This is a genomic window from Verrucomicrobiia bacterium (assembly GCA_019634625.1).
In the GTDB taxonomy this organism is placed as follows: Bacteria; Verrucomicrobiota; Verrucomicrobiia; order Limisphaerales; family CAIMTB01; genus CAIMTB01.
On record JAHCBA010000026.1, the window covers coordinates 52,779 to 78,043 of the forward strand.

The following is a 25,265-nucleotide window of genomic DNA, read 5'->3' on the forward strand; positions in this document are numbered from 1 at the left end:
GGACACTCATTCCGTGCCACCAGCTTTCCCTTGGATTGTCTATAAAGTCAACAGGGATATAGTTTTTTTGAAAAGACGTTGATCATCAACTGGATAAACGCTGCATCCAATCCAACAGCAGTGCCCGAAACCGGTTCTCCTTCGATGGCTGCCCCCATTCAGGATCCCCGCCCTTCCCCACCGCCACGTCCCACACGATCCCTCCGCCGCTGGGCCTGGGTGGCCGTGCTCCTGCTCGTTCTCATCCCGATCGATGTCTCCCTCATCCATACCTGGCGCCAGCAACGCCGGGCCGACCACGTGGAGGGCTTCATCCAGGAGGCCGCCCTCCGTCACGGCGTCGATTCCGCCCTCGTCAAGGCGGTCGTCTGGCGGGAAAGCCGCTTCCACGAATCCGCCCGGGGCGGCGTCGGCGAACTGGGCCTGATGCAGGTCGGCGCCCTCGCCGCGCAGGAGTGGGCGGAGGCCCATCGCCTCACGTCCTTTCAACATGAGGACCTGCTCGATCCCGAACGGAACACCCAGGCGGGCACATGGTACCTGGCCAAACTCCTCCGCCGCTACGCCCACACCGATCACCCGGAAACCTTCGCCCTCGCGGATTACAATGCCGGCCGGGTGAACGTGCGCCGCTGGCTGACCGGCCCCGCCGTGACCAATGCGGCGGCCTTCCTTGAAGTCATGGATTTCCCCGGCACCCGTGCCTACGTGCGGGCCGTCCTGGAACGTCGCGAACTCTACCGACAGGGACGCGACTGACCCGAGACTCCGCGGACCCCCCCCCGGCGCCACCGCGATCCCACGCCGTCGCGCTACCCGATCTCCAGCACCGGGCTCCCCAGCACGTCCATCCTCGGTCGCACGCCCAACCCCGGCTCACGCGATGCCGCCAGCCGGCCGTTGACCCGTTGCGGCGCCCCTTCGGCGGTGGAGACGGTGACGTAGCTGTTGAAGTCGGTGCTGGTGTAGAGGAACTCCGGCGGAGTGCTGTGCGCCAGGTGCGCGATGGCAGCCGTCGCCAGATCCCCGCCCCAGGTGTCCTCGAGGGTCATCGCCAGTCCCAGGCTCACACACAGATCCCGCACCTGCCTCGTCCGCGTCAGGCCGCCCAGCTTGCTGATCTTCAGATTGACCGCGTCCATCGCCAGATCCCCCCGCGCCCGCAACAGCACGTCGATCCCATCCATCGTCTCGTCGAGGACGAACGGATGCGGGCACAGGCGCCGGACCGCGAGGCATTCCTCGTAGGTCCGGCAGGGCTGTTCGATGGCGACATCCACCTCGCGCACCGCCTGGACCACCCGCACCGCCTCGTGCTGGAGCCATCCCGTATTGGCGTCGGCGATCAACCGGTCCCCCCGTTCCAGCCGCGCCGCCACCGCCCGGATCCGGTCGATGTCCTCGTCCGGGTCCCCGCCCACCTTGAGCTGGAACCGCCGGTACCCTTCCGCACGGTACTCCGCGACCCGGGCCGCCATGGCGTCCGGTGCCTCCTGGGAAATGGCCCGGTAGAGCGGGAAATCCTCCCCGTACCGCCCGCCCAGCAATTCGCAGACCGGCAGTCCCGTCGCCTGACCCAGCAGATCCCAGCAGGCCACATCGATTCCCGTCTTCACATACGGGTGGCCCTTGAGCAGGGCATCCATCCGGCGGTTCAACCGGCCCAGGGCGAGCGGGTCTTCACCGATCAGTTGCGGCCCGATCTCCCGCAACCCCGCACGAACACCTCCGGCGTAGGCCGGCAGGTAGGCCGGCCCCAGAGGACACACCTCGCCGTGTCCGGCCAGGCCCGTGTCGGTCTCGACCCGGACAATCGTGCTGTCGAAGACGGTCACCGCGTTGCCGCCGCTCCACCGGTACGTGGTTTCGCGCAGCGGCAGCTCGACGCGGTACGCCAGGATGCGTTGGATCTTCATGAATCTTGGCCGTGGTTCACCTCAACTGCGGCACGCCCGGCACCACCAACGCCCGGTGCGCCTCGACGTGCGCCCGGATGCCCGCCACCACTTCCGGGTAGGCCGCCGCGACATCGAATCGTTCCGAGGGATCGCGCCCCAGATGAAACAGCAGCGGCGTCTCATGCACCGTCCGTGCCGCCGGACCCGATCCGCCCGAACCCCCATGCGTGATGAAGTGCGCCTTCCAATCCCCGAGCCGGCAGGCGTACACCGCATCGGTCCGGTAGAAGAAATAGGGCCGCGCCGGCAGCGGACGTCCCTCGAACAGCAGGGACGACAGGTCGTTCCCGTCCAGCGTCACTCCGGCAGGCAGGGGCACACCGGCCATCGCCAGGGCGGTCGGAAACACATCCAGCGTGCTGGCGGGCTCGTGCGTCACCCCCGGCCGGATCCGGCCCGGCATCCAGGCGATGCCCGGAACGCGCATGCCCCCTTCCCAGGTGCTGCCCTTGCCGTCCCGCAACAACCCGGCGCTGCCCCCCTGCTCCCGTTCCGTCAGCCAGGGCCCGTTGTCGCTGGTGAACACCACCAGCGTATTCCCGGCAAGCCCTTCCCGACGCAGCGCCTCCAGCACCTGACCGACACTCCAGTCCAGTTCCTCGACCACATCCCCATACAACCCGCGCCGGCTCGTCCCCCGGAACGCCTCCGACGCGAACAGCGGCGTGTGCGGCATCGTGTGCGCCAGGTAGAGAAAAAACGGCCGGTCCTTCTGAGCCTCGATGAACCGCACCGCCTCCTCCGTGTAGCGCCGCGTCAACGTCGCCTGCCACGCCGGCCGTTCCACAATCGCCCCGTCCCGGATCAACGGCACGTTCCAGCCATCCGCCGGCGGGTCCGGCAGGAACCGCGCCGTCCCGGGCAGGCCCGGTCTCAAATCCATGTCGTTCGAGTAGGGCAGTCCAAAGCTGACATCGAACCCCTGGTCTCCCGGACGCGACCCGGCATGGATCCCCAGATGCCACTTCCCAAGGTGCGCCGTGGCGTATCCCGACGGCTTCAACGCCTCCGCCAGCGTGATCTCGTCCGGAGGCAACCCGCCTGCCGAATCCGGAAACAGCACCCCGCGCGTCCCCGCCATCTGGATCATCCCGCTCCGCACCGCATGGCGCCCCGTCAGCAACGCCGCCCGGCTCGGCGTGCAGACCGGCGCCGCCGAATAGAAGTCCGTGAACCGCAGCCCCTCCGCCGCCATCCGGTCCAGATGCGGCGTCCGGATCCCCGGATGCCCGTAACACCCCAGATCCCCATACCCCAGGTCGTCCGCAAAGATCACCACCACGTTCGGACTCCGCGCCCCCGCCGTCACCGCCATCAGCATCACGCCCGCGACGACAACACCCATCGCCCGCACGAACCGGAGTGGAACAAGGAATCTCATGATCTGACACCGAATCCCCCCCCCGGGAATGCTCCGGCTCCGGGAACACGGCGAAGGCGCGACCCTCCCCCTCCCACCCGCCTGCCATCAAGGACAACCGCTCCGCTTCGGTGTCCACCCGTGCATCCCGGAGTTGTGGGCGAGAAGGCAGCGGATCGGAGGGACGATCTCTGCGAGTCCTCAACCCAGCGCTCCACACCCTTGCGGCCTCGTGGAACTCGGCCCTCCGAAGCGCCTCCGCCCGGGAGATCCGGACCCTGTCCCTTGCCGCGTCATGGTGTTGTGGGGGAATGAGCCTCCAGCGCTCCGGGCAGGGATTCGACAAACCGCCGGATCTCGTCCCGAACGCGCCGGTAAACGGCCAGCTTCTCCTCTCCGTCCGGGAGATGCCCTGTCAGCTTCGGAGGGTCTTCAAAGCCGGCATGCACGATGCGCGCTCCACCCGGAAACGCAGGGCAATGTTCATCCGCATGACCGCAGACCGTCACCACGTAATCGAACCCGACGGGTCCGATGTCGGCCGGCGTCTTGGAGAACTGCCGGGAGATGTCCACGCCGGCCTCCGCCATCACCTGAACCGCATGCGGATTCATCCCGTGCTGCTCGATTCCGGCGGAGAACGGCTCCAGGAGGTCGTTCTTGAGGTGGCGGGCCCAGCCTTCAGCCATCTGGCTGCGGCAGGAGTTTCCCGTGCAGAGGAACAATACCTTCAGCTTTTCCATAAGGGATCCGCCGCCCGCTCACCCACGCGCGCAGGACGGCTTCATGTTTCGTTGTGTCGCGAAACATAAAACAACGCCGCGCTTCGGCTGTCAACGTGTCGATGCCGGAAGGGCGGTACTCGTCCTCGTCCTCGAACCCGCAGGTGCACCCTTTCGAGCGTTGCCTTGTGGCGGGTGCAATCGGTTCGGTCTTGTTCGAACCTCCCATTCCGCGTGGAAACCTGGGAGGGCGAGGGGCAGGGCGATTACGATTACGATTACGATTACGATTACGAGTACGATTACGATTACGAGTACGACGGGAACCCGGGCGGGACTGGCACACTCGCCCGTCGCGTGATGGGATCGACCCGTGCTTCGCGTCCGCCCCATCGATTCCCTCGATCTCCCCGAACTGGCGCCCTACCGCACTCTCCGGCAACCCCATGACCATTACCGCGAGCGTTACTTTGTGGCAGAGGGAGCCACTGTGGTGCGGCGCCTCATCGAGAGCGATTTGACCCTCTTTTCGGTCCTCCTTCCCGAGGATCGCTTTGAGCCCCTGCGGCCCGCCCTCGAAGCACGGCCCGAAACCATTGATGCCTTCATCGGGCCCATGCCGCTTCTCGAGACCATGACCGGCTTCAACCTCTACCAAGGGGTCCTGGCCTGTGCCCGGATCCCGCCTCCCGCGGAACTCGATGTTGCCTTCGCCATGGCCGATCGACCGCGCTTCTTTGTGGCCACCGACGAACTGGCCAACGCGGAGAACCTCGGCGGACTCCTCCGCACGGCCGCCGGTCTGGGCGCCCACGCCCTCCTGGTCGGGGAAACCTGCGCCCATCCCTACCTCCGTCGCTCGGTCCGTGCCTCCATGGGTGCCCTCTTTTCCCTGCCTGTCGTCGAACCCGTATCCCTGGTCGAAGCCCTCCGCGAGCTGTCCCGTCGCGGTGTCCGCTGCGTCGGCGCCCATCCGCATGCCACCGGCATCACCCTGCCCGAGGCGGATCTGCGGGGCGATTGCTGCATCGTCCTCGGCAGCGAAGGACACGGCCTCCGACCCGCCGTCCGTGACGTCTGCGATGTCTGCGTCGCCCTCCCCATGCACCACGGCGTGGATTCCCTCAACGTCGCCGCCGCCGGTGCCGTGTTCCTTTACGAGGTCTGGCGACAGCGCCAATCCCCTCCCGCCAGCGCATCCCAACGCCATTGACCGGTCCCGCAAGCCCGCCAACCCTCCCCCGACGCGACGTCACCCCCGTCATGCAGCTCTGCCATCTCTTCCTCTCGCCCGGTCACAACTACTTCGGGCACCACGAGCAACCCCCTGGCGATCACCCCATCGTCGAGGTCGGACAACTGGAGTGCGTTGCCGGGCAGGGCATCCGTGGCGACCGCTTCTGCGGGTTCCGCCCGGAATACAAGGGCCAGATCACCTTCTTCGAAATGGAGACCTACGACGACCTCTGCCGGGCCTTCGGCGTCTCGAACCGTCATCCGGGCGTGTTCCGCCGCAACGTCCTCTGCCGCGGCGTCGCCCTGAAGGACCTCATCGACACCGAATTCACGGTGCAAGGCGTGCGGTTCCTTGGCGTCGAGGAATGCCGGCCCTGCCACTGGATGAACCTCGCCTTCGGCCCCGGCGCCGAGAACGCCCTCCGTGGTCGCGGCGGCCTGCGCGCCCGCATCCTCTCCCACGGCATCCTTCACCGCGACCCATGCCCGTCCGCTTCAGCGCCGTGATCCTCGCCGGCGGCGCCTCGTCCCGCATGGGGCGCGACAAGGCCTGGATCGAACTCGACGGCCACCCCCTCCTCCGCCGTCAACTCGACCTCGCCCGGGCCGCCGGTGCCGACGACCTCTGGATCTCCGGACGCCCGGACACCGACTACTCCGGCCTCGACGCGCCGGTCCTGCTCGACCGCACCCCGGGGCTCGGCCCGCTGGCCGGACTTCACCGCGGCCTCGAAGCCGCCCGCCACGACCTCGTCCTCGCCCTCGCCGTGGATCTCGCCCGGCTCACCCCGGACTGGTTGCGCCTCGTCGCCGGCCATGGCGCCCCCGGCTGCGGCGCGGTTCCCGTCGCCGACGGTCGCCCCCAACCCCTTGCCGCCTTCTACCCCCGCGCCATCGCACCCCGCGTCGCCCGACACCTCGCCGGCCGGCGCCTCGCCCTCCAGGCCCTGGTTGCCGACGGCGTGGCGCAGGGCGAACTCGTCCTGGTTTCCCTAGGGCCCGAGGCCGCTCCCGCCTTCGCCAATTGGAACGTCCCCGCCGACCTTCCGAAGCCGCCGCCCTGATCCCGGGCCGCCCCCCCCCGGACTTCCGGTCCGGCGCCTTCTCCATCATTCTCCCCGCCATGCGCCACGCGCCGATCGATCCCCAGCTCTTCGTCGAGAACCGCCGTCGGTTGATGCGTCTCCTGCCCCCGGGCTCCCTCGCCGTCGTCAACGCCAACGACATCCTCCCCACCAATGCCGACGGCACCCTCCGCCCCGTCCCCAACGCGGACCTCTTCCACCTCACCGGCGTCGAACAGGAGGAAACCCTCCTCGTCCTCTTCCCCGACGCCGACGACGAGCGCCTGCGGGAAGTCCTCTTCCTCCGCGAAACCAGCGACCTCATCGCCACCTGGGAGGGACGCAAGCTCTCCCGCGAAGCGGCCCGCGAAGCCACCGGCATCCGCAATGTCCAGTGGCTCGCCGAGTTTCCCCGCCTCTTTCACCGCCTCATGTGCGAGGCCGATCACGTCTGGCTCAATTCCAACGAACACAAGCGCGCCGACATCGTGGTCGAAACCCGCGAGGCCCGCTTCGTCCGCTGGGTCCGCGAACGCTATCCCCTCCATCAGTACCACCGCCTCGCCCGCCTCATGCACCGGCTCCGCGCCGTCAAGCATCCCCACGAGGTGGACCTCGTCCGCCAGGCCTGCGCCATCACCCGCGCCGGGTTCGAACGCGTCGCCCGCTTCGTCCAGCCCGGCGTTTCCGAACATGAGGTCGAGGCCGAGTTCGCCCACGAGTTCCTCCGCCGTCGTGCCAGCTTCGCCTATTCGCCCATCATCGCCTCCGGCCCCAATGCCTGCATCCTCCACTACGGCGAAAACGACCAGACCTGCCGCGACGGCGACCTCCTCCTCCTCGATGTCGCCGCCGCGTACGCCAACTACGCCTCCGATCTCACCCGCACCCTCCCCGTCAACGGCCGCTTCACCGCCCGCCAACGCCGGGTGTACGAGGCCGTCCTGCGCGTCCTCCGCGGCGCCATCGCCCAGCTCCGGCCCGGCGTGAAATGGAAACACTGGCAGGAGGCCGCCGAGGAGGCCATGGCCCGCGAATGCGTGGACCTCGGCCTCCTCACACTCCGCGACCTCCGCGAAAACCCCGAGGACCCCATGCGTCGCCCGGTCAAACGCTTCTTCATGCACGGACTCGGCCACCCCATCGGCCTCGATGTCCACGACGTCGGCTTCACCACCGAACCCTTCGCCCCCGGCTGGATCATGACCGTCGAACCCGGCCTCTACCTCAAGGACGAGGGCATCGGCGTCCGCCTCGAAAACGTCGTCCTCATCACCGGGGACGGCCCGGTGGATCTCATGGCCGACATCCCCATCGATCCCGACGCCATCGAGGCGCTCATGAAGGGCTGAACCGCCCCGGGGTAGGGCTGAACCGCCCCGGGGTCAGATCTGTGAATTTGACATTTGCCCCCCTTCCGAGGTTCCGACGGCAGCCCGTCCAAGCCACCGATCCGACCCCGGCTCCCACCCCATCATTCCACTCCCCTGCGCCTCGTGGAACCCGGCCCTCCGGTTTCACGGCCCCATTTGCGCCACCCGGTCCCGCATCCCCGCGAACAGGCTCTTTCCCGTGTCCGACGCCACCGGCTTGCGCGCCGCGGCGTCCTCGTGCTCGACCAGTTCCGGCGGCAGCTCGCGCAGGAACGACGAGGGTTGCGCCGGCAACGCCTGCCCGTACCGCTTGCGCCCCTCGCAATGCGACAACGTCAGTGTCTGCATCGCCCGGGTCAGGGCCACATAAAACAGCCGGCGTTCCTCATCGAGCGTCCCCTCCTCCTTCGCCCGCGTGTGCGGCAGCAGCCCCTCTTCGAGCCCGACGATGTACACGTGCGGAAACTCAAGCCCCTTGCAACTGTGCATCGTGATCAGCGTGACCTCGTCGCCATGCTTCTCTGAACTCGATGACCGATCGGTGTCCAAAGCCATGTCCGCCAATCCCTCCGCCAACCGGTCCGGCCCGGTCCCGCCCGTCGCCGCTTCAGGACCGTCCAGCGCGGCAATGAGTTCCTTCAGATTGCGAATCCGGTTCTCCGCCGCCTCGAGGTTTCGTTCCGACTTCCGCAGGTGATCCCAGTACCCCACCTCCGTCAGGACCCCCTCGGCCCACGGACCCAGCGGCTGCCCCGCCTGGATCGATTCCAGACGTTGCCGGGTCTCCTCCACCCACAGGATGAACTTCTGCAGCGCCTCCCGCGTCCGCACCGCCAGCCCCTCCTGAACGTCCGTGTGCCGCATCGCTGCGAACACGGAACACTGCCGCTCCTGGCTCGCCCCCAGCAACCGCTCAAGCGTCACATCGCTCAAGCCCCGCGCCGGCACATTCGCAATCCGCAGCAGGCTCGCATCGTCGTCGGGCTGATGCAGCATCTTGAGGTAGGCCAGGAAATCCCGGATCTCGAGCCGGTCGAAGAACGATTGTCCCCCCACGATCCGGTACCGCACCCTGGCCCGCCGCAGCGCCGCCTCCATCGGGCGCGACTGCTGGTTGGTCCGGAACAGCACCGCCTGCTGCCCCCACGGGATCGCCCGCGACATCCGCCCCAGCTCGATCTCGTCCACCACCCACTGCGCCTCCGCCTCGTCGTGCGCGCAACTCACCAGCCGGATCTTCCGTCCCTCGCCGTGCCGCGACCACAGGTTCTTCCCGCGCCGCCTCGGGTTGTTCCGGATCACGTGGTTGGCGGCGGTCAGGATCGTGTTCGTGGACCGGTAGTTCTGCTCCAGCAGGACCACCTTCACCTCCGGGAAGTGCCGCTCGAAATCCAGGAGGTTCGCGATCTCCGCCCCGCGCCACCCGTAGATGCTCTGGTCGTCGTCCCCCACCACGCACAGATTCCGATGCTCCACCGCCAGCGCCCGCACCAGCTCGAACTGCGCCCCGTTGGTGTCCTGGTACTCGTCCACCATCACATACCGGTACCGCGCCCGGCATTCCTCAAGGGCGTCCGCATGCGCCCGGAACAACCGGATGGGCAGCAGGATGAGATCGTCGAAATCCACCGCGTTCGCCGCCCGCAAGGCGGTCTCGTACCGCCGCCGCAGATGCCGCGCCAGCGCCATCCCGTCCTGGGTCACCGGCAGTTCCGCGTCCGGCGGGGCGTTCCGCAGCCGGCTCAGCGCCGCCAGCACGTCCTGCGGCTTCGCCTTGATGTCCCTCTCGCTGAGCGTCGCCAGCAACCGCTTCACCACCCCCAGCTGCTCGGTGTCGTCGTAGATCGTGAAGTTCGCCTTGTACCCCAGCTTCTCGATGTGACGCCGCAGGATCCGCACCCCCAGCGAATGGAAGGTGCACATCGTCGGACGTTCCGTCTCCCGCCCCTCCCGCGACCGCCGCGCCGGCACCAACTGCCGCACCCGCCCCAGCATCTCCCGCGCCGCCTTGTTCGTGAACGTCACCGCCAGGATGTTCCCCGGCGCCACCCCCCGGTGCAGCATCCACGCAATCCGGTGCGTGATGACCCGCGTCTTCCCGGTGCCCGCCCCCGCCAGGATCAGCACCGGCCCGTCCACCGTGGTCACTGCCTCGCGCTGCTGCGGGTTGAGGTCCGAAAGGTCGAACATGGGGCGCGGAGTGTAAGTACCCGCCGCCCGAGGGCAATCGGCTTCCCACAGCGCCGCAAACACCCCGTGTTCCGCGAACGGGTGCCTCCGGGTGCATCCCGGAGTTGTGGGTGAGGAGGCGGCGAATCGGAGGGACGAACTCCGCGAGTCCTCGATCCAACGCTCCACACCGTTGCGGCCTCGTGGAACCCGGCCCTCCGGGATGACGCGTCGCGAAATTCGCACCTCTCCCCACAACTTCGGGATGCACGGCTGGCGATTTTATGCCGCGGACGCCGCATTGACATCCGCCCGAGGGTCTCTGCCACTCTCCCCGGACCATGAGTCTGCTGGCGGGCAAATCGGCGGTGGTCACCGGAGCGGGTCGCGGCATCGGCCGCGCCATCGCCCTGCGCTTCGCCGCGGAAGGCGCCAATGTGGCCTGCGTCTCCCGTACCCGGGAGAACGCCGAGCGGGTCGCGGAGGAGGTCCGAAGCGCCGGTCGCCAGGCCTGGGCCTTTGCCGTCGATGTCGCCGATGCAGAGGCCGTCCGCCAGGCCGGCGAAGCCATCCTCGCCGAAATCAAGGCCGTCGATGTCCTCGTCAACAATGCCGGGATCACCCGCGACGGCCTGGTCATGCGCCTGGCCGAATCGGACTGGGACGAGGTCCTCGACACCAACCTCAAGGGCGCCTTCCACGTCACCCGCGCCTTCTCCCGCGCCTTCCTCAAGCAACGCTCCGGGCGCATCATCAACGTGGCCTCCATCATCGGTCTCATCGGCAATGCCGGTCAGGCCAACTACGCCGCCAGCAAGGCCGGCCTCATCGGTTTCACCAAGTCGGTCGCCCGGGAATTCGCCTCCCGCGGCGTCACCTGCAACGCCATCGCTCCGGGCTTCATCACCACCGACATGACCGCCGCCCTGGGCGACGACCTGAGGGCCCAACTCCTCGCCCGCATCCCCATGAACTGCCTGGGTGAACCCGAGGACATCGCCCAGGCCGCCCTCTACCTCGCCGGCCCGGGAGGACGCTACGTCACCGGTCAGGTCCTTGTCGTGGACGGCGGCATGGTCATGTAACAACCCCTCTCGGCGGGCGGGCGGTCACGTTTCGGGACTTGACGCCCCTGCACCCGCCACCTAACAGACACGCGCAAACAACACATCGGCTCCCATGGCGGACCAAGAAACAACCATCGAACAGCGGGTCAGAAAGATCATCGTTGACCAGCTCGGCGTAAAAGAAGACCAGGTGACTCCAGAGGCCAAGTTCATCGAGGACCTCGGAGCAGACTCCCTCGACACCGTCGAGCTTGTCATGGCCCTCGAGGAGGAGTTCGGGCAGGAAATCCCGGACGAGGAGGCCGAAAAGCTCCAAAGCGTCGGCGACGTCATCAAGTACATCGAGGAGCGCCAGAAATAGGCGCTTCCCGGCTCGACGGATAACGGGGCGGCCGGGTCGGCACGATGCCGTCCCCGCCCCGTTTTCCATTCCCCATACCCCCCTTCATGGAACCCTCCCCGACCGAGCGTCGTGTGGTCGTCACCGGCCTCGGCGTCGTCTCCCCCATCGGCAACGACCTCGAGACCTTCTGGACCCGGCTCGTCAACGGCGACTGCGGCATCGACCTCATCACCCGCTTCGACACCGCCGCCTACGACTGCCGCATCGCCGGCGAAGTCCGCGATTTCGACCCCGCCCCGGCCTTCCCCTCCCCCAAGGAACTCCGGCGCACCGATCGCTTCGTCCATTACGCCGTGCATGCCGGCTGGCAGGCCCTTCGCGATTCCGGTCTCGACCTCGACCGCTGCGACCGGGACCGCATCGGCGTGTTCCTGGGCTCCGGCATCGGCGGCCTCGAAACCACCGGCGACCAGCATCAGGTCCTCCTCGCCCGGGGCCCCGGCCGCGTCTCCCCCTTCATGATCCCCATGCTCATCCTCAACATGGGCGCCGGGGCCTTCTCCATGTACCATCGCCTGCGCGGACCCTGCGTCGCCACCTGCTCCGCCTGCGCCACCTCCACCCACGCCATCGGTGAAGCCTGGCGCACCCTCAAGATGGGCGATGCCGACATCATGTTCGCCGGCGGCTCCGAAGCCACCATCGTCCCCCTCGGCATCTCCGGCTTCTGCGCCATGAAGGCCCTCAGCACCCGCAACGACGATCCCCGGCACGCCTCCCGCCCCTTCGATGCGGACCGCGACGGATTCGTCATGGGCGAAGGCGGGGGCGTCCTCGTCCTAGAGGAACTCGAACACGCCCGCCGCCGCGGCGCCCGCATCTACTGCGAACTGGTCGGTTACGGCAACACCGCCGACGCCTACCACCTCACCGCCCCGTCCCCGGCCGGTGAAGGCGCCGCCCGCTGCATGCGCCAGGCCCTCCGCTCCGCCCGCCTCAACCCCGGGGACATCACCTACGTCAACGCCCACGGCACCTCCACCCCCCAGGGCGACATCTGCGAATCCCAGGCCATCGCCGCCGTCTTCGGACCCCACGCCCAACACCTCGCCGTCAGCTCCACCAAGGGTGCCACCGGCCATATGCTCGGTGCCGCCGGCGCCGTCGAAATGGCCGCCTGCTGCAAGGCCCTCGAAACCGGCATCGTCCCCCCGACCATCAATTATCAGAAGCCGGACCCCGAATGCTCCCTCGACTACGTCCCCAACACCGCCCGCTCCCTCAAGGTCGAGGCCATCCTCAACAACTCCTTCGGATTCGGCGGCCATAACGCCACCCTCGCCGCCCGGCGGTTCACCGGCTGAAGTCCACCGCCGGATCCGCCACCGCCGCCACCGCCGCCACCGCCGCCACCGCCGCCACCGGCCATCCCGATCCGTTCCCCGATCCATTCCTGATCCCGGATCCGTCCGGCTCACGGCGCCATCCGCCAGCCAACCCATCCCCAAAAAGCGAAAGCGCCGCCTCCGTCAACCCGGAAGGCGGCGTTCTCCTGGGTGCCTGGCGCCGAAGCCCTACACCTCGGGATCGACGTCCGCCAGTTTCGTCGGCGTCTCCCGATCCGCCTGGATCAGCACGTCCAGCATGTTCCTCAGATCCTCCAGACCCGACGACGGGATGATCACATGATCCCGCCGCCCGCCCACATCCTCGGTGATCCTCAGGAACCGCCCGCGCGGATTCTCCTTCAGGCTGAGAATGAAGACCTTCCTCTCCACCTGAAACTTCTCGGATCGAATCGTCTCCTCCGGAGGCGGGGGATGAGGCACCCCGCTGTTTCGAAACCCGTTGGATGGATACCGTCGCTCGTGTGAGATCATAACCTGTCCCTGTCCAGTTGACGCCTCTTCGGTGACCCCGCCCCCTTGGCGGTGGCTCCCGCTAGAGTTCTACCTGCCTCGGCTTTGTCAAATCCTCAGCCGCGCCCTCGGAAACAATCGAGGCCCGCCATTGTTGGGCGACGACTGGTGCAGGAAATACAACACCACGCCAGCCAAGGAAATCACATTCGCCATCACCGACACCCCCTGCCAGATGCCCAGCGATCGCTCCGCCTGCCGCTGGTCGGGCGTCACCGCCTGCAACTGAATCCGCCGGTCCGGCCCCAGGTACGCCTGCATGTTGAAATCGCGGCACTTCGGCGCCACGTACACCCGCCCCACACTTCCCAACGCCAGCAGGCTCAGCAGCAGCACCATCAGCCTCCGATCCAGCGGCCTCCCCGAGTACAACCACTCCGCCAGGGCATGGATCAACGCCAGCGTCGCGCAGACCACCTGGAACAGGTGGAAGCGCTCCAAGGCCAGCACCCCCGTCTCCCCGGCGTGCAAGGGACCCAGCAGCCGAAGCACATCCGTCCGCCCCAGCAGCGGATCCATCGCCAGCACGAAAAACACGGTGCCGCCCAGCCAGACCGCCGCGGTCCCCAATCCGGCCAGGCGCAGGAACGTGATCACCGGCGGCACCCTAAAAAACCCCCTCAAACCAAGCCAAGTCCCGAATCCAGTCCCCGATCGGGATTGTCAGCCCCGTGGGAATGCACCGAAGATCCCCCGGGACCGGTCCATGAGCCCTCCCATCGCCCGCCAGCCATGAACGCCCCAGCCGGCTCCCACCTCGAACTCCACCTCCAACAGGCGGTGGACCGCCTGCGCGCCCACGTCTCCCTCATGGGCGCCATGGCCATCCGTGCCGTCGAACGCGCCGGCAATGCCCTCCTCAACCGCAACGTCACCGAGGCCAGTGCCGTCATCCTCCGCGACCGTCTCCTCGATCAACACGAGGCCGATGGCGAACGCCTCGGTCTCGAATTCCTCGTCCGCCACCAGCCCGCCGGCCGCACCCTCCGCTTCGTCCACGCCTCCCTCCGCATCGTCCGCGAACTCGAACGGATCGGCGATTGCGCCGAAAGCGTCGCCCGCCAGACCCTCCGCATCCATCGCCTCGATCCGCCCCCCGAACTCGCCCCCTTCGCCGAACAATCCGCCCTCGCCATCGACATGCTCCAGCGGGCCCTCCAGGCCTATCGCGACGAAGACGAATCCCTCGCCCGCCAAACCATCCCCGTCGAGGATGCCGCCGACCAGCTCCGCGACCAGATCCGTGACCGCCTCCTCGACCGGCAGCGCGCCGGACAACTCTCCGTCCCCGGCCTCACCACCCTCCTCACCATCGCCCGCCGCCTCGAACGCATCACCGACCAGGCCAAGAACATCTGCGAGGAGGTCGTCTTCCTCTGCACCGGCCAGCTCCTCCGCCACCCCCATGCCGACGCCTTCCGCATCCTCTTCGTGGACGATACCCACGCCTGCCTCGGCCACCTCGCCGAGGCCATCGCCCGCCGCGCCGCCGACGACCGCTTTGTCTTCCACAGCGCCGGCATGCGCCCCGGCCCACCCGACCCCCGCACCCGCGACTTCCTCCAGCGCCGCGGCGTGGACATCCGCACGCTGACCTCCCGTTCCCTGGGACAGGTCCCCTCCCCCGAGGAACATCACCTGGTCATCGCCCTCAGCGAAGTGGCGCGCAGCGTCTTTCCGCTCGCCCCCTCGAAAACCCTCTGCCTCGACTGGCCCACCCCCGATCCAACCACCCTTTCCGACTCCGGCGCCGGCGACGAGGGCTGGGACACCGCCTGGCGTTCCCTCGAACAACGCCTCCACCCGCTCCTCCAGGCCATCGGCCACGACTGACCCGATGCATCCCACCGCCCCGAACGGTCCATCCCCCCTCTGGACCCGGCGCTCCTGGCTCCTTGCCACAATGCCCGCCGCCGCCTGCTGGACCGCCGCATGCCGCCCTTTCGGCCGCGACACCGCCGGCCTCGCCCACACCCGCGACGTCATCCAGAACGCCGGCTCCGACACCATGGTCAACCTCGCCCTCGCCTGGGCCGAGGAATACGCCGAACTCGTCCCCGAAGTCTCCGTCGAGGTCTCCGGCGGCGGCTCCGGCACCGGCATCGCCGCCCTCATCAACGGCACCGTCGATCTCGCCAATTCCAGCCGCAAAATCGAGCCCCGCGAAATCGCCCGCGCCCTCGAGGAAACCGGCCGGGAACCCAGGCAGTTCATCGTCGGCTACGACGCCCTCGCCGTCTTCGTCCATCGCGACAATCCCCTCACCGAACTCACCCTCGACCAGATCGGCGACATCTACCGCGAACACGGCGCCATCCATCGCTGGTCCGACCTCGGCATCCAGCACCCCGCCTGCCGTCGCGACCGCATCATCCGTGTCAGCCGCCAGTCCAATTCCGGCACCTACCACTACTTCCGCGAGGCGGTCCTCGGCAAAGGCGCCGATTTCAAACTCGGCTCCCTCGACCTCCACGGCTCCAAGGACGTCGTCGAACTGATCGCCCGCACCCCTTGCGCCATCGGCTACAGCGGCATGGGCTACGCCAACAGCCACGTGAAGGCCCTCGGTGTCGCCCGCGCCCCCGGCGAACCCCCCGTCCTGCCCACCCTCGAAACCACCCAGGACGGTTCCTATCCCATCGCCCGTCCCCTCTACATGTACACCGCCGGAGAACCCGGACCCCGTGTCCGCGATTTCATGGACTGGGTCTTCACCGACGCCGGCCAGCGCCTCGTCCTCGAATCCGGCTACGTCCCCCTCCGCCCCCTCTCCCAGCCCTCCCCCTGACCCACCCATGCTGCTTCGTCGCGAACGGGACCTGCTCGTCGAGCGGCTGATGGAATGGACCATCCGCCTCTGCGGCCTCAGCGCCATCATCTTCGTCTTCGGCATCTTCTTCTTCGTCTTCCGCGAAGGCGCCGGTTTCCTCTTCGATGGCTTCAAGCCCCTCGAGTTCTTCACCAGCATCGAGTGGTATCCCTCCTCCCAGACCCGCGTCCGCTACGGCGCCCTTGCCCTCATCGCCGGCACCGCGAGCGTCACCCTCCTCGCCATGGTGATCGCCGTCCCCTTCGGCCTCGGCGCCGCGATCTTCATCTCCGAGTTCTGTCCGCCCCGCCTCCGCGAGACCCTCAAGATCGTCATCGAACTCCTCGCCGCCATCCCTTCCGTGGTCTGGGGCTTCATCGGCCTCACCCTCCTCAACGAACTCATCATCGTCGTCTTCCGCGCCCCCATCGGCCTCACCGTCCTCAACGGCGGCATCATCCTCGCCCTCATGAGCGTCCCCATCATCGTCTCCATCGGTGAGGACGCCCTCAAGGCCGTGCCCGATTCCTACCGCGAAGCCGCCCTCGCCCTCGGCGCCACCCGCTGGCAGATCGTCCGCCGCGTCCTCCTCCCCGCCGCCCGCAATGGCCTCCTCGCCGCCGTCCTCCTCGGCGTCGGCCGCGCCGTCGGCGAAACCATGGCCGTCCTCATGGCCACCGGCCACGCCGTCCAGATCCCCCTCTCCCCCCTCGACCCCGTCCGCACCCTCACCGCCACCATCGCCGCCGAACTCGGCGAAGCCCCGGTCCACTCCGAGCATTACCAGGTCCTCTTCATCATCGGCATCCTCCTCTTCATCATCACCTTCTCCGTCAACCTCGCCGCCGACTTCATCGTCCGCGGCATCCGTCGCCGCGCCTGATCCCATGCACGCCGAAGCCTACGGAGAACATCGCTTTCGCATCACCCCCGGCGTCCTGCGCCGGCAGCGCCGCGAAGCCGTCGCCCGCGCCGTCTTCGGCGCCATGACCGGCGTGATGATCGTCCCCCTCCTCCTCATTCTCGCCTACCTCTTCGTCCAGGCCGCCCCGCTGCTGTCCCTCGATTTCCTCCTCGAAAGCCCCCGGCGCGGCATGCGCGAAGGCGGCCTCTGGCCCGCCCTCCTCGGCACCGTTTATCTCGTCCTCCTCTCCCTCGCCGTCGCCACCCCCATCGGCGTCCTCGCCGCCGTCTATCTCAACGAATACGCCCGCGACAACTGGCTCACCCGCCTCATCAACCTCGCCGTCGTCAACCTCGCCGGCGTCCCCAGCATCGTTCACGCCCTCTTCGGCCTCGGCGCCTTCGTCCTCTTCGCCGGACTCGGCCGCTCGATCCTCGCCGCCTCCCTCACCCTCGCCATCATGACCCTCCCGGTCATCGTCGCCTCCACCAAGGAAGCCCTCGCCTCCGTCCCGCTCTCCTTCCGCGAAGCCTGCTGGAACGTCGGCGCCACCCGCTGGCAGACCATCCGCCACGTCGTCCTCCCCAACTCGTTCAGCGGCATCCTCACCGGCGTCATCCTCCAGGTCTCCCGCGCCGCCGGCGAAACCGCCCCCATCATGTTCACCGGCGCCGTGTTCTACAAAGCCGTCGCCTCGGGCGATCCCTTCGCCTACGGACTCCTCGACCAGTGCATGGCCCTCTCCATGCACCTGTTCACCGTCTCCACCCAGGTCCCCGACGTCCCCGACGCCCTCCCCTACGCCACCGCCGTCGTCCTCCTCGGCACCGTCCTCCTGGTCAACGCCCTCTCCATCGTCCTCCGCACCTGGCTCCGCTCCCGCAAGCGATGGTAACCCCAACCCCCTCCCCCCAACCCGCCCCGACCGCCGCCGACCCCATGATCCGGGTCCGCCGCCTCCGCGCCTCCTATGGCCACCACGAGGCCCTCCACGGCATTTCCTTCGATATCCATCGCCACGAGATCTTCGGCATCATCGGCCCCGCCCAGTCCGGCAAAACCACCCTCCTCAAAGTCCTCAACCGCACCCTCGACCTCATCCCCGGCGCCCGCGTCTCCGGCGACGTCGAGGTCGCCGGGGAAAACATCCGCCAGGTCCGCAATATCTTCGAACTCCGACGCCGCATCGGCATGGTCGCCCCGCTCCCCGTCGGACTCCCCATGTCCATCTACGACAACGTCGCCTTCGCCCCCCGCATGGCCGGTGTCCGCGCCCGCTCCGATCTCGATGCCCGCGTCGAACGCTGCCTCCGCCAGGCCGCCCTCTGGGACGAGGTCAAGGACCGCCTCGACATGCTCGGCACCAAGCTCTCCGGCGGCCAGCAGCAGCGCCTCACCATCGCCCGCGCCCTCTCCCACGACCCCGAAATCCTCTGCCTCGACGAGTTCTCCATCGCCATCGATCCCGTCACCACCATGCGCATCGAGGATGTCCTCCGCGAACTCAAGGCCTCCATGACCATCCTCCTTGTCACCAATCTCGTGCAGCAGGCCCGCCGCCTCGCCGACCGCACCCTCTTCCTCTGGAAGGGCGAAATCGTCGAACTCGACCGCAGCGACGTCATCTTCTCCGACCGCCCCGCCAATCCGAAAACCTACGAGTACGTCCACGGCATCTTCGGATGAACGCCCCCGAGTTCTGCATCGAAACCCAGGGGCTCAACCTCTGGTACGCCCGGTTCCAGGCCCTCCGCGAGGTCTCCACCCGCATCCGCCACGGCACCATCACCGCCCTCATCGGTCCCTCCGGCTGCGGCAAAACCACCCTCCTCCGCTGCTTCAACCGCATCAACGAACGCTACGGCTACGTCACCACCACCGGCCGCATCTCCATCCTCGGCAAAAACATCTACGACCCCGACGTCTCCCTCATCGAACTCCGCCGCTCCGTCGGCATGGTCTTCCAGCGCCCCAATCCCCTCCCCATCTCGGTGTACGAAAACATCGTCTTCGGCCTCCGCATCCATCAGCCCGACGGCCGGGGCATCCCCCGCTCCGACACCGATGCCGCCGTCGAATCCGCCCTCCGCGAAGTCGGCCTCTGGGACGATCTCAAGGACCGCCTCGACACCCGCGCCACCACCCTCCAGCTCGAACAGCAGCAGAAACTCTGCATCGCCCGGCTCCTCCCCCTGAAACCCGACCTCATCCTCCTCGACGAACCCTGCTCCGCCCTCGACGTGGACGGCACCCGCGCCATCGAGGAACTCATGCTCGCCCTCGCCGGCCGCTACACCTTCGTCATCGTCACCCACAACATGGCCCAGGCCAGCCGCGTCAGTCGCGAATGCATCTTCATGCTCCTCGGCGAACTCATCGAACATCGCCGCACCGAGGACCTCTTCCTCTCCCCCAGGGATCCCCGCACCGCCGACTACATCGAGGGCCGCTACGGCTGATCCGTCCACCGCCCGTCATGACCCACCTCGAAGCCGATCTCGCCGCCCTTCGCCAGCGGCTCCTCCTCATGGCCAGCCACGCGGCCAACCAGGTCCGCCAGGCCATGAAGGCCTTCACCGAACGCGACGACGACCTCGTCGCCCGCGTGGAGGAGGCCGACAACATCCTCGACGATTTCGAGGTCGAGATCGACGAACTGGCCCTCCAGCTTCTCCTCGGCGCCCCGCTTGCCCGCGATCTCCGCCTCATCCTCGTCGCCACCAAGATCGGACACGCCCTCGAACGCGTCGGTGACGAGGCCACCGCCATTGCCCGCCGCGCCCGCGCCCTCAATCGCGAACCCCAGCTCCAGTCCCCCGGCGACCTCGCCGCCATGGCCCATCTCGTCCTCGACCTCCTCGACGCCGCCCTGGCGGCCTTTGTTGCCGGCCATGCCGACCAGGCCCGCGCCGTCATCCCCCGCGACCGCGAGATCGACCAGGTCAACCGCCAGCTTCACCAGGAATTCACCGCGCTTCTCATCCAGACCCCGGCCAACGTCACCCGCTGCCTCGGCCTCATGGCCATCGCCAAACGCCTCGAACGCATCGGCGACCACGCCAAGAACATCGCCGAAGAGGTCGTGTACCTCAGCGAAGCCCGCGACATCCGCCACACCCGGAAACCTCCCAACACCCCCGGCGCCCCCGCTTCGCCCTGAACCCGCCTCCTCAGCCGTATTCCAGCAATCAAGGGCAACGAAGCTCACGACAGCGCGATCTTCGGGGATGCAGCTCCGTGGCCCGACTTCACCACCCTCGCTTCACCCCCCCCCCCGGAGGGACGAGCTCCGCGAGTCCTCCATCCCAACGCACCACACTCTTTCCCCCTCCCTCAGTCCTCGTACTCAGCCCGAAGGGCGGTACTCGTACTCGTTCTCGACCCGCAGGCACACCGTTTCAGCGTCGCCTCATGGCGGGTCTGATGGGTTCGATCCTGTTCGGACCTGCCATTTCGCATGCGCAATGGGCTGGGCGAGCACGAGCACGAGCACGAGCACGAGCACGAGCACGAGCACGAGCACAAGCACGAGCACGAGCACGAGCACGAGCACGAGTACGATTACGATTACGAGGACTGCTGCGAAGGACTGGGGTGTGCTGGCAGGGCGGGGACGTTGGGGGGCAGAGGCTGGGTCGAACTTTGTTGGGTGTGCACGCTTTAGCGTGTCGGGGCGGATTTGGGAGGCTCACGCTGAAGCGTGGACACCCAACGGTCCCTCCGACTTCACCACCCTCGCTTCACCCTCCGGAGGGACGAGCTCCGCGAGTCCGCCATCCCATCGCTCCACACCCTTTTCCCCTCCCCCGGGACTCGTACTCAGCCCGGAGGGCGGTACTCGTACTCGTCCTCGACTCGCAGGCACACCGCTTCAGCGTCGCGTCAAAGCGGGTCCGGCGGGTTCGATCCTGTTCGGACCTGCCATTTCGCCTGCGAACCGGGCAGGGCGGTTTCGAGTAAGATTAAGATTACGAGGACGAGGACGAGGACTGCTGCGAAGGACTGGGGTGCGTTGGCAGGGCGGGGACGTGGGGGGGGCCAAGGCTGGGTCGGACTTTGTTGGGTGTGCACGCTTTAGCGTGTCGGGGGCGGATTTGGGAGGCTCACGCTGAAGCGTGGACACCCAACGGTCCCTCCGATCTCACCACCCCGCTTCACTCTTCGACCCTCGACAATCCCGCCAGCGTTGCGCCGCCCGCGTGAAAGACGAAATCCTGATTCCCCGCGTGGATCGAATCGCCATGCACCAACCGCCGCGACGCGACCTGCCGTCCGTTGATCCACAGCCCGTTCGTCGATCCCAGATCCTCCGCGTAGCACACGCCGTTCGGACCCCGCAGCACCCGGAAATGCCGGTTGCTCATCGAGCGATCCTCCGAAAACGCCAGCGGCGGATCCCCGCGCCGCCCGACGGTCACCACCGGATGCTCCAAGGGCAGGGCCTGCACCGTCTCCTTCCCGGCGCCACCTCCCGAAGTCCAAAGCAGGCAGGGCACTTCCAAGCAGTCCTCGAACGCCCTCAGCACCCGCCCGCTCTCGATCAGGCGACGTTGCAGCGTCGTGACCTCACCCGGGGACCAGGGTCGTGTGGATTCACCGTGTTCATCTGGCATGAGTCCGCTCCTTCTCTTTCGGGCTGCTAATCCATGTCCCAACGCTTCTGCAGGTGGGCCTCCACCTTCTTACGGAGGTACTCCAACTGCGCGACGGTGATCCCGTGGCGGGCGGCGATCTCGGCGTTGCTGTCATGGGCGGGTTTGCTGGCCTGGCCGCCCGTCGGCTTCGATTGGGACTTCCGCCGCTGCACCGGCGGCGCCCCGTTCCAGAACCAGTCGAGGTACACCGCCACCTCATCCACCCCGCCCTTCCCCGAGTAATCCCTCAGCGCCGCCCGCAATGCGTCATCCACAGTCCGTTCGTTCGCCGCCCACCGCTCCGCATCCTGCGCAGCCAAAGTCTCCCAGCGACTCGGCCCCGTGGGATCGTCATCCGACAACGGGGCATCGTAGGAATCCGTCAACGCCCGGCCCCGCTTCTTCGCCTGCCCGCGCTTCAGGTGATCCCAACAGGAATGCCGCAACATCCCCACCAGCCAGGCACGGAACCTCCCCTGGTTGGAATCGTAGTGACCGAGCCGGCCCGTGAACCCCATGCAGACCTCCTGCCACACGTCCTCGGCATCGTGGCCATTCAAACCCAATCGATGCTGCAAGAACGCCATGGCCGGGCCCGTGTATCCCTCGACCAACTGTCTCCACGCGTCCTCCCGCGCCATCTCATCCCCACGCAACGCTCGGGAGATCAACGAAGGGCGGGTATCCGGAAAGTTCATGTCCGTGGCTTAAAGAGTATCCGCTCCCCTCGCCTCGCTATCGCGGGCGGAGGAGCCGCTTCGCCGGCGCCTGAACAGCACGGAGAGGATCATGGAATCGCCCTGGCGAGGCGGAAGCCCAAGAAGGGAGAGCGAACGCCGGGGGCAAGACGGCGGCGGGAGGCTGAGCGACTGCACGCCGCCGAGCCGATGGAGGACTCGCTGCTCCACGCCGCCGAGTCGAAGGAGGCGATGGAGGACTCGCTGCTCCACCAGAACCTGCCGATCCGGGAACCGCCGCGACTTACGCGCAGCCAACCGCCACCGGGGCCGCTGGGATCAATCTCCGCGCCGGTCAAATATGCGCCATGCCAGTCCGAGCACCATTCCCACACATTCCCCAACATGTCGTGCAGCCCAAAGGCGTTGGCCTGCTTGCCTCCCACTGGATGCGTCGTGCGGCCACTGTTCGCATCGTACCAAGCGATCTGGTCCAAGGGGCCGTAAGCCGGCCCGGTGGTTCCCGCCCGGCAGGCGTATTCCCACTCCGCCTCGGTCAACAGCCGATATGTCCCCCGCGGCACCCGCAGCCGGTTGCAGAGCTGGTTGATAAACTCCTGGGCGTCATTCCAACTCACCATCTCCACCGGGCCCGCGCCCCCCGTTGTCTTGAAATGGCTCGGGTTGCTTCCCTTCATCGCTTGCCAAATCGACTCGTCGTGATCCATGACTCGTGAAACTAGGGACGTTCTCGCGTTGCCCCACATCACCGCTTGCCAAACTGACTGCGTCACCGGGTACTTGCCCACATAAACGGCCCGAGAAAGCGTCACCTGTCGGGTGCTCTCGTCCAAGCCACGCCCCTCCTCATTGGCAGGACTTCCCATCTGAAACGTGCCGCCCGGCACGAAGCGCAACGCGATGTCGAACTGGGCCGTCCGAACTTCCAACGGAAGACTCGCCGCCTGCGCCGCCGCGATCTGCCGCTGCTGCGCCTCCCGGCTGCCGGCATACAGCCCTTCGAGGGGCGCCGGACGGGCGTCGGCCACTGCGACCAAGTCCGCGGGCAGCGTTTGTTTCTCGACCACCTCCGCCTCTGCCGTGAACTCCGGCGCCACCCGCGACACCGCTCGATTGGGCGGGATCTCCACCCGCAGCATCTCCGAACGGAACCCCGGCCGGCGCAATTGCAGATCGTGAACCCCGGCGGGCAGTTCCATCCATCCGTTGCTGGGTTGGAGCCGGTTCTCACCCATCCAGATCGCCATCGTCGGATGCCCGACCACCGAAAGCCTTCCGGGCAAGGGCGCCAGGGGACGGTCCAGCAAGTGCTGTCTGCCCTGGACCAATCTCGTGATTCGACCGGTGGCCGGGGCGTGATCCGCGAGGTCGATCCGGAAGACCCAGTCCCCTTCCTCGAGGGATCGCACCAGCAGTTCACCCCCCGACTCGACCGGTCCCACGGTCCGCGACGCCCCCGCCGCATCGGTCAGGGTCAGGCGGGCGCCCGGGTTGGACTTCAACAGCACCTCGCCCCGCAGACGATCCAGGTGCACCTGGACGTCGATCACCTCGGTGTCGCTGCCGGCCCGGATCCGCTGCTGGTTGACCTGGTAACCCGGCTTGAACACCACCAGCCCATACTGGGCCTCAGGATCCTCCGGCAGATCGAACTCCAGTTCCCCAGAAGCCGGCGCCTGTCGTTCGGCCAGCACGCCCCCGTTGGCCTGATGATCGACGACCCGGACGGTGGCGCCCTCGGGCCACACCCGGACCCGCAGCAACCGCTGGCTCAGGGAGGGATTAGGGATGATCAGCGGATGGAGCGCCGCCTCTTGCATCGGGGAGTCCTCCACGGCCGGCGATCCTCCGGTCCCGGCAACCCAGGCGGACGCCAGCCCGCGGATCCGATCGCCCCACTCGTGCCAGGCCTCCGGGAAGGCAACCGCCATGCCCAGCGCACCGATCCCCAACGCCATCGCCAACCCCACCCCGGCCCGCACCACCCACCGGGCGCCGGACCCGCGCCCGCGCAACCCCCGGCACGCCCGCAGGCGGTTATACAGGTCGTCCGCGTCACGGGGGCACTCCGGGTTCCTGGGGTCTGAAGCCAGGCATGCCGTGGCCAACGCATCGAAACGTCGATCCTTCGGAAGCTTGTCCTTCAGCAAGCCAGCGACGCCGTCGGCCGTGAAGCGCGGATCCCGGGGCCCCTTTGGTCGCTCGCCGGTCAGGGCTTCCACCAGGATCACCCCCAGGGAATGGACATCCCATTGGCGCTGATAGTCCTCAACCCACTCCGGGTGCTCGACCACCCAGGGAGGCATGTAACCCGGCGTGCCCCCGGCAGCGGCCCCCGTGGCAGTCAGATCCGTATCGTGATCGGCGCGGGCGAGGCCGAGGTCGAGCAGGACCACCTTCCTGCCGCCGTCCTCGAGCATGGCGTTCGAGGGTTTCAGGTCGCGGTGACGGACGCCCTTCTCGTGCAGGAGCCCGACGATGCGGCACAGTTCCTCGACGACCTCCAACCGGGCTTCGACAGGCACCCTGGGATCCGCCAACCGCTCCGCCAGGCTGGGCCCGTCGATCCAGCGGGTCGCATAGTAAGGGCAGCCGTCCTTGGCAACCCCCACGTCCTCGTCCTGAACCTTGATCACCCCGTGGCTCCGGATGCTCTGCGTGTGCTGAATCTCCCGTTGGAACCGCGGTCGATCCGCTCCCGGCAGGCAGATCTTTACCGCCACGGCCTCCTGCGTCCCGAGCCGGATACCCCGGCACAGCAGACTCATGTTCGAGCGGCGGACCAGGGATTGAAGCTCGTACGCGCCGAACACGATCGGCGGCTTGATCGGCCCGGACGCCACGACCAGCAGGCGTGTCGGGTACTCCGGATACGGATGCGTATGGCTCGATGACGTCTTCACAGGGACCGGTGGAAGGGAGTGGGTTCGGGGCGGATCACCGGTCGCGGTTGGACCGGACTGTGAGGCTTTTTCGGGAGGGCCGCCAAGACTGGATCGATAGGTGCGG

At 67.6% G+C, this 25,265-nt stretch carries 26 protein-coding genes; 16 read left to right on the forward strand and 10 right to left on the reverse strand.

Annotated features, from left to right (window positions below):
- Nucleotides 1-144: 144 nt before the first annotated feature.
- Nucleotides 145-759 (forward strand): lytic transglycosylase domain-containing protein, encoded by a 615-nt coding sequence (locus tag KF833_15425; protein ID MBX3746698.1) that lies wholly within the window; start codon nt 145-147, stop codon nt 757-759.
- A 53-nt stretch (nt 760-812) separates the two neighbouring features.
- Here the strand turns inward: KF833_15425 and KF833_15430 are convergent, their stop codons facing one another.
- The 3 genes from KF833_15430 to KF833_15440 all read right to left on the reverse strand — a co-directional run bounded on the left by KF833_15430 (nt 813) and on the right by KF833_15440 (nt 4,061).
- Nucleotides 813-1,916, reverse strand: coding sequence for a mandelate racemase/muconate lactonizing enzyme family protein (locus KF833_15430; GenBank protein MBX3746699.1), 1,104 nt, complete (start codon nt 1,914-1,916; stop codon nt 813-815).
- A 16-nt stretch (nt 1,917-1,932) separates the two neighbouring features.
- A complete protein-coding gene (locus KF833_15435) occupies nt 1,933-3,303 on the reverse strand; it encodes a sulfatase (protein MBX3746700.1) in 1,371 nt (456 codons plus the stop codon).
- A gap of 308 nt (nt 3,304-3,611) precedes the next feature.
- Nucleotides 3,612-4,061: an arsenate reductase ArsC gene (locus KF833_15440; GenBank protein MBX3746701.1), complete on the reverse strand. Its 450-nt coding sequence runs from the start codon at nt 4,059-4,061 to the stop codon at nt 3,612-3,614.
- 352 nt (nt 4,062-4,413) lie between these two features.
- Here KF833_15440 and KF833_15445 point away from each other — a divergent pair, with 352 nt between their 5' ends.
- The 4 genes from KF833_15445 to KF833_15460 are packed head-to-tail and all read left to right on the forward strand — an operon-like array spanning nt 4,414 to nt 7,692.
- Complete coding sequence (locus tag KF833_15445; protein MBX3746702.1) at nt 4,414-5,253, forward strand: RNA methyltransferase; 840 nt, start codon at nt 4,414-4,416, stop codon at nt 5,251-5,253.
- A gap of 50 nt (nt 5,254-5,303) precedes the next feature.
- Complete coding sequence (locus KF833_15450; protein MBX3746703.1) at nt 5,304-5,783, forward strand: molybdenum cofactor biosysynthesis protein; 480 nt, start codon at nt 5,304-5,306, stop codon at nt 5,781-5,783.
- A complete protein-coding gene (locus KF833_15455) occupies nt 5,759-6,340 on the forward strand; it encodes a molybdenum cofactor guanylyltransferase (GenBank protein MBX3746704.1) in 582 nt (193 codons plus the stop codon). Before KF833_15450 ends, KF833_15455 begins: the two co-directional genes overlap by 25 nt.
- A gap of 59 nt (nt 6,341-6,399) precedes the next feature.
- Entirely contained in the window at nt 6,400-7,692 is a 1,293-nt protein-coding gene (locus KF833_15460) for an aminopeptidase P N-terminal domain-containing protein (GenBank protein MBX3746705.1), read from the forward strand.
- A 165-nt stretch (nt 7,693-7,857) separates the two neighbouring features.
- Here KF833_15460 and KF833_15465 read toward each other — a convergent pair whose 3' ends face one another.
- Nucleotides 7,858-9,903 carry a UvrD-helicase domain-containing protein gene (locus KF833_15465; protein MBX3746706.1) on the reverse strand — a complete coding sequence of 682 codons (2,046 nt, stop codon included), beginning with the start codon at nt 9,901-9,903 and terminating at the stop codon, nt 7,858-7,860.
- A 320-nt stretch (nt 9,904-10,223) separates the two neighbouring features.
- Between KF833_15465 and fabG the strand changes: the two genes are divergently transcribed.
- The 3 genes from fabG (at nt 10,224) to fabF (ending at nt 12,656) form a co-directional block, all read left to right on the forward strand.
- On the forward strand, nt 10,224-10,967 hold the full coding sequence (gene fabG, locus KF833_15470) for a 3-oxoacyl-[acyl-carrier-protein] reductase (GenBank protein ID MBX3746707.1): 744 nt from the start codon (nt 10,224-10,226) through the stop codon (nt 10,965-10,967).
- A gap of 94 nt (nt 10,968-11,061) precedes the next feature.
- A complete protein-coding gene (gene acpP, locus KF833_15475) occupies nt 11,062-11,310 on the forward strand; it encodes an acyl carrier protein (protein ID MBX3746708.1) in 249 nt (82 codons plus the stop codon).
- Nucleotides 11,311-11,396: 86 nt separating this feature from the next.
- Nucleotides 11,397-12,656, forward strand: a complete 1,260-nt coding sequence (fabF, locus tag KF833_15480) for a beta-ketoacyl-ACP synthase II (GenBank protein MBX3746709.1) — start codon at nt 11,397-11,399, stop codon at nt 12,654-12,656.
- Here fabF and KF833_15485 read toward each other — a convergent pair.
- The 3 genes from KF833_15485 to KF833_15495 all read right to left on the reverse strand — a co-directional run bounded on the left by KF833_15485 (nt 12,646) and on the right by KF833_15495 (nt 13,808).
- Nucleotides 12,646-12,825 carry a hypothetical protein gene (locus tag KF833_15485; protein MBX3746710.1) on the reverse strand — a complete coding sequence of 60 codons (180 nt, stop codon included), beginning with the start codon at nt 12,823-12,825 and terminating at the stop codon, nt 12,646-12,648. The two genes, fabF and KF833_15485, sit on opposite strands and share 11 nt — an antisense overlap.
- A gap of 41 nt (nt 12,826-12,866) precedes the next feature.
- On the reverse strand, nt 12,867-13,172 hold the full coding sequence (locus KF833_15490) for an RNA-binding protein (GenBank protein MBX3746711.1): 306 nt from the start codon (nt 13,170-13,172) through the stop codon (nt 12,867-12,869).
- Nucleotides 13,173-13,259: 87 nt separating this feature from the next.
- Nucleotides 13,260-13,808 carry a DUF4149 domain-containing protein gene (locus tag KF833_15495; protein ID MBX3746712.1) on the reverse strand — a complete coding sequence of 183 codons (549 nt, stop codon included), beginning with the start codon at nt 13,806-13,808 and terminating at the stop codon, nt 13,260-13,262.
- A 135-nt stretch (nt 13,809-13,943) separates the two neighbouring features.
- Between KF833_15495 and phoU (KF833_15500) the strand changes: the two genes are divergently transcribed.
- The 8 genes from phoU (KF833_15500) to KF833_15535 all read left to right on the forward strand — a co-directional run bounded on the left by phoU (KF833_15500) (nt 13,944) and on the right by KF833_15535 (nt 20,588).
- Nucleotides 13,944-15,044: a phosphate signaling complex protein PhoU gene (gene phoU / locus KF833_15500; GenBank protein MBX3746713.1), complete on the forward strand. Its 1,101-nt coding sequence runs from the start codon at nt 13,944-13,946 to the stop codon at nt 15,042-15,044.
- Nucleotides 15,045-15,114: 70 nt separating this feature from the next.
- Nucleotides 15,115-15,999 carry a phosphate ABC transporter substrate-binding protein gene (locus KF833_15505; GenBank protein MBX3746714.1) on the forward strand — a complete coding sequence of 295 codons (885 nt, stop codon included), beginning with the start codon at nt 15,115-15,117 and terminating at the stop codon, nt 15,997-15,999.
- A 7-nt stretch (nt 16,000-16,006) separates the two neighbouring features.
- A complete protein-coding gene (gene pstC / locus KF833_15510; GenBank protein MBX3746715.1) occupies nt 16,007-16,903 on the forward strand; it encodes a phosphate ABC transporter permease subunit PstC in 897 nt (298 codons plus the stop codon).
- A 4-nt stretch (nt 16,904-16,907) separates the two neighbouring features.
- On the forward strand, nt 16,908-17,819 hold the full coding sequence (gene pstA / locus KF833_15515) for a phosphate ABC transporter permease PstA (protein MBX3746716.1): 912 nt from the start codon (nt 16,908-16,910) through the stop codon (nt 17,817-17,819).
- Between the two features lie 44 nt (nt 17,820-17,863).
- Nucleotides 17,864-18,610, forward strand: coding sequence for a phosphate ABC transporter ATP-binding protein (locus tag KF833_15520; GenBank protein MBX3746717.1), 747 nt, complete (start codon nt 17,864-17,866; stop codon nt 18,608-18,610).
- Nucleotides 18,607-19,383 (forward strand): phosphate ABC transporter ATP-binding protein, encoded by a 777-nt coding sequence (locus KF833_15525; protein MBX3746718.1) that lies wholly within the window; start codon nt 18,607-18,609, stop codon nt 19,381-19,383. The genes KF833_15520 and KF833_15525 overlap by 4 nt, the downstream gene beginning before the upstream one ends.
- A gap of 17 nt (nt 19,384-19,400) precedes the next feature.
- Nucleotides 19,401-20,084: a phosphate signaling complex protein PhoU gene (gene phoU, locus KF833_15530; protein MBX3746719.1), complete on the forward strand. Its 684-nt coding sequence runs from the start codon at nt 19,401-19,403 to the stop codon at nt 20,082-20,084.
- Nucleotides 20,085-20,381: 297 nt separating this feature from the next.
- Nucleotides 20,382-20,588 (forward strand): hypothetical protein, encoded by a 207-nt coding sequence (locus KF833_15535; GenBank protein ID MBX3746720.1) that lies wholly within the window; start codon nt 20,382-20,384, stop codon nt 20,586-20,588.
- Between the two features lie 490 nt (nt 20,589-21,078).
- On the opposite strand, the gene KF833_15540 is transcribed toward KF833_15535, so the two are convergent.
- The 3 genes from KF833_15540 to KF833_15550 form a co-directional block, all read right to left on the reverse strand.
- Nucleotides 21,079-21,537: an FHA domain-containing protein gene (locus tag KF833_15540; protein ID MBX3746721.1), complete on the reverse strand. Its 459-nt coding sequence runs from the start codon at nt 21,535-21,537 to the stop codon at nt 21,079-21,081.
- A gap of 26 nt (nt 21,538-21,563) precedes the next feature.
- Nucleotides 21,564-22,256, reverse strand: a complete 693-nt coding sequence (locus KF833_15545; protein ID MBX3746722.1) for a sigma-70 family RNA polymerase sigma factor — start codon at nt 22,254-22,256, stop codon at nt 21,564-21,566.
- An 89-nt stretch (nt 22,257-22,345) separates the two neighbouring features.
- Nucleotides 22,346-25,159 carry an SUMF1/EgtB/PvdO family nonheme iron enzyme gene (locus KF833_15550; protein ID MBX3746723.1) on the reverse strand — a complete coding sequence of 938 codons (2,814 nt, stop codon included), beginning with the start codon at nt 25,157-25,159 and terminating at the stop codon, nt 22,346-22,348.
- Nucleotides 25,160-25,265: the final 106 nt, after the last annotated feature.

What these genes read in the sequence shown, in the direction of transcription:
- fabF (MBX3746709.1), top strand. Translation starts at nt 11,397, where the DNA reads ATGGAACCCTCCCCGACCGAGCGTCGTGTGGTCGTCACCGGCCTCGGC.
- KF833_15440 (MBX3746701.1), bottom strand. Translation starts at nt 4,061, where the DNA reads ATGGAAAAGCTGAAGGTATTGTTCCTCTGCACGGGAAACTCCTGCCGC.
- phoU (MBX3746719.1), top strand. Translation starts at nt 19,401, where the DNA reads ATGACCCACCTCGAAGCCGATCTCGCCGCCCTTCGCCAGCGGCTCCTC.
- KF833_15540 (MBX3746721.1), bottom strand. Translation starts at nt 21,537, where the DNA reads ATGCCAGATGAACACGGTGAATCCACACGACCCTGGTCCCCGGGTGAG.
- KF833_15490 (MBX3746711.1), bottom strand. Translation starts at nt 13,172, where the DNA reads ATGATCTCACACGAGCGACGGTATCCATCCAACGGGTTTCGAAACAGC.
- KF833_15465 (MBX3746706.1), bottom strand. Translation starts at nt 9,903, where the DNA reads ATGTTCGACCTTTCGGACCTCAACCCGCAGCAGCGCGAGGCAGTGACC.
- KF833_15525 (MBX3746718.1), top strand. Translation starts at nt 18,607, where the DNA reads ATGAACGCCCCCGAGTTCTGCATCGAAACCCAGGGGCTCAACCTCTGG.
- KF833_15545 (MBX3746722.1), bottom strand. Translation starts at nt 22,256, where the DNA reads ATGAACTTTCCGGATACCCGCCCTTCGTTGATCTCCCGAGCGTTGCGT.
- KF833_15460 (MBX3746705.1), top strand. Translation starts at nt 6,400, where the DNA reads ATGCGCCACGCGCCGATCGATCCCCAGCTCTTCGTCGAGAACCGCCGT.
- KF833_15435 (MBX3746700.1), bottom strand. Translation starts at nt 3,303, where the DNA reads ATGGGTGTTGTCGTCGCGGGCGTGATGCTGATGGCGGTGACGGCGGGG.
- phoU (MBX3746713.1), top strand. Translation starts at nt 13,944, where the DNA reads ATGAACGCCCCAGCCGGCTCCCACCTCGAACTCCACCTCCAACAGGCG.
- KF833_15505 (MBX3746714.1), top strand. Translation starts at nt 15,115, where the DNA reads ATGCCCGCCGCCGCCTGCTGGACCGCCGCATGCCGCCCTTTCGGCCGC.
- KF833_15535 (MBX3746720.1), top strand. Translation starts at nt 20,382, where the DNA reads ATGCGCAATGGGCTGGGCGAGCACGAGCACGAGCACGAGCACGAGCAC.
- acpP (MBX3746708.1), top strand. Translation starts at nt 11,062, where the DNA reads ATGGCGGACCAAGAAACAACCATCGAACAGCGGGTCAGAAAGATCATC.
- KF833_15425 (MBX3746698.1), top strand. Translation starts at nt 145, where the DNA reads ATGGCTGCCCCCATTCAGGATCCCCGCCCTTCCCCACCGCCACGTCCC.
- fabG (MBX3746707.1), top strand. Translation starts at nt 10,224, where the DNA reads ATGAGTCTGCTGGCGGGCAAATCGGCGGTGGTCACCGGAGCGGGTCGC.
- pstA (MBX3746716.1), top strand. Translation starts at nt 16,908, where the DNA reads ATGCACGCCGAAGCCTACGGAGAACATCGCTTTCGCATCACCCCCGGC.
- KF833_15520 (MBX3746717.1), top strand. Translation starts at nt 17,864, where the DNA reads ATGATCCGGGTCCGCCGCCTCCGCGCCTCCTATGGCCACCACGAGGCC.
- KF833_15455 (MBX3746704.1), top strand. Translation starts at nt 5,759, where the DNA reads ATGCCCGTCCGCTTCAGCGCCGTGATCCTCGCCGGCGGCGCCTCGTCC.
- pstC (MBX3746715.1), top strand. Translation starts at nt 16,007, where the DNA reads ATGCTGCTTCGTCGCGAACGGGACCTGCTCGTCGAGCGGCTGATGGAA.
- KF833_15430 (MBX3746699.1), bottom strand. Translation starts at nt 1,916, where the DNA reads ATGAAGATCCAACGCATCCTGGCGTACCGCGTCGAGCTGCCGCTGCGC.
- KF833_15450 (MBX3746703.1), top strand. Translation starts at nt 5,304, where the DNA reads ATGCAGCTCTGCCATCTCTTCCTCTCGCCCGGTCACAACTACTTCGGG.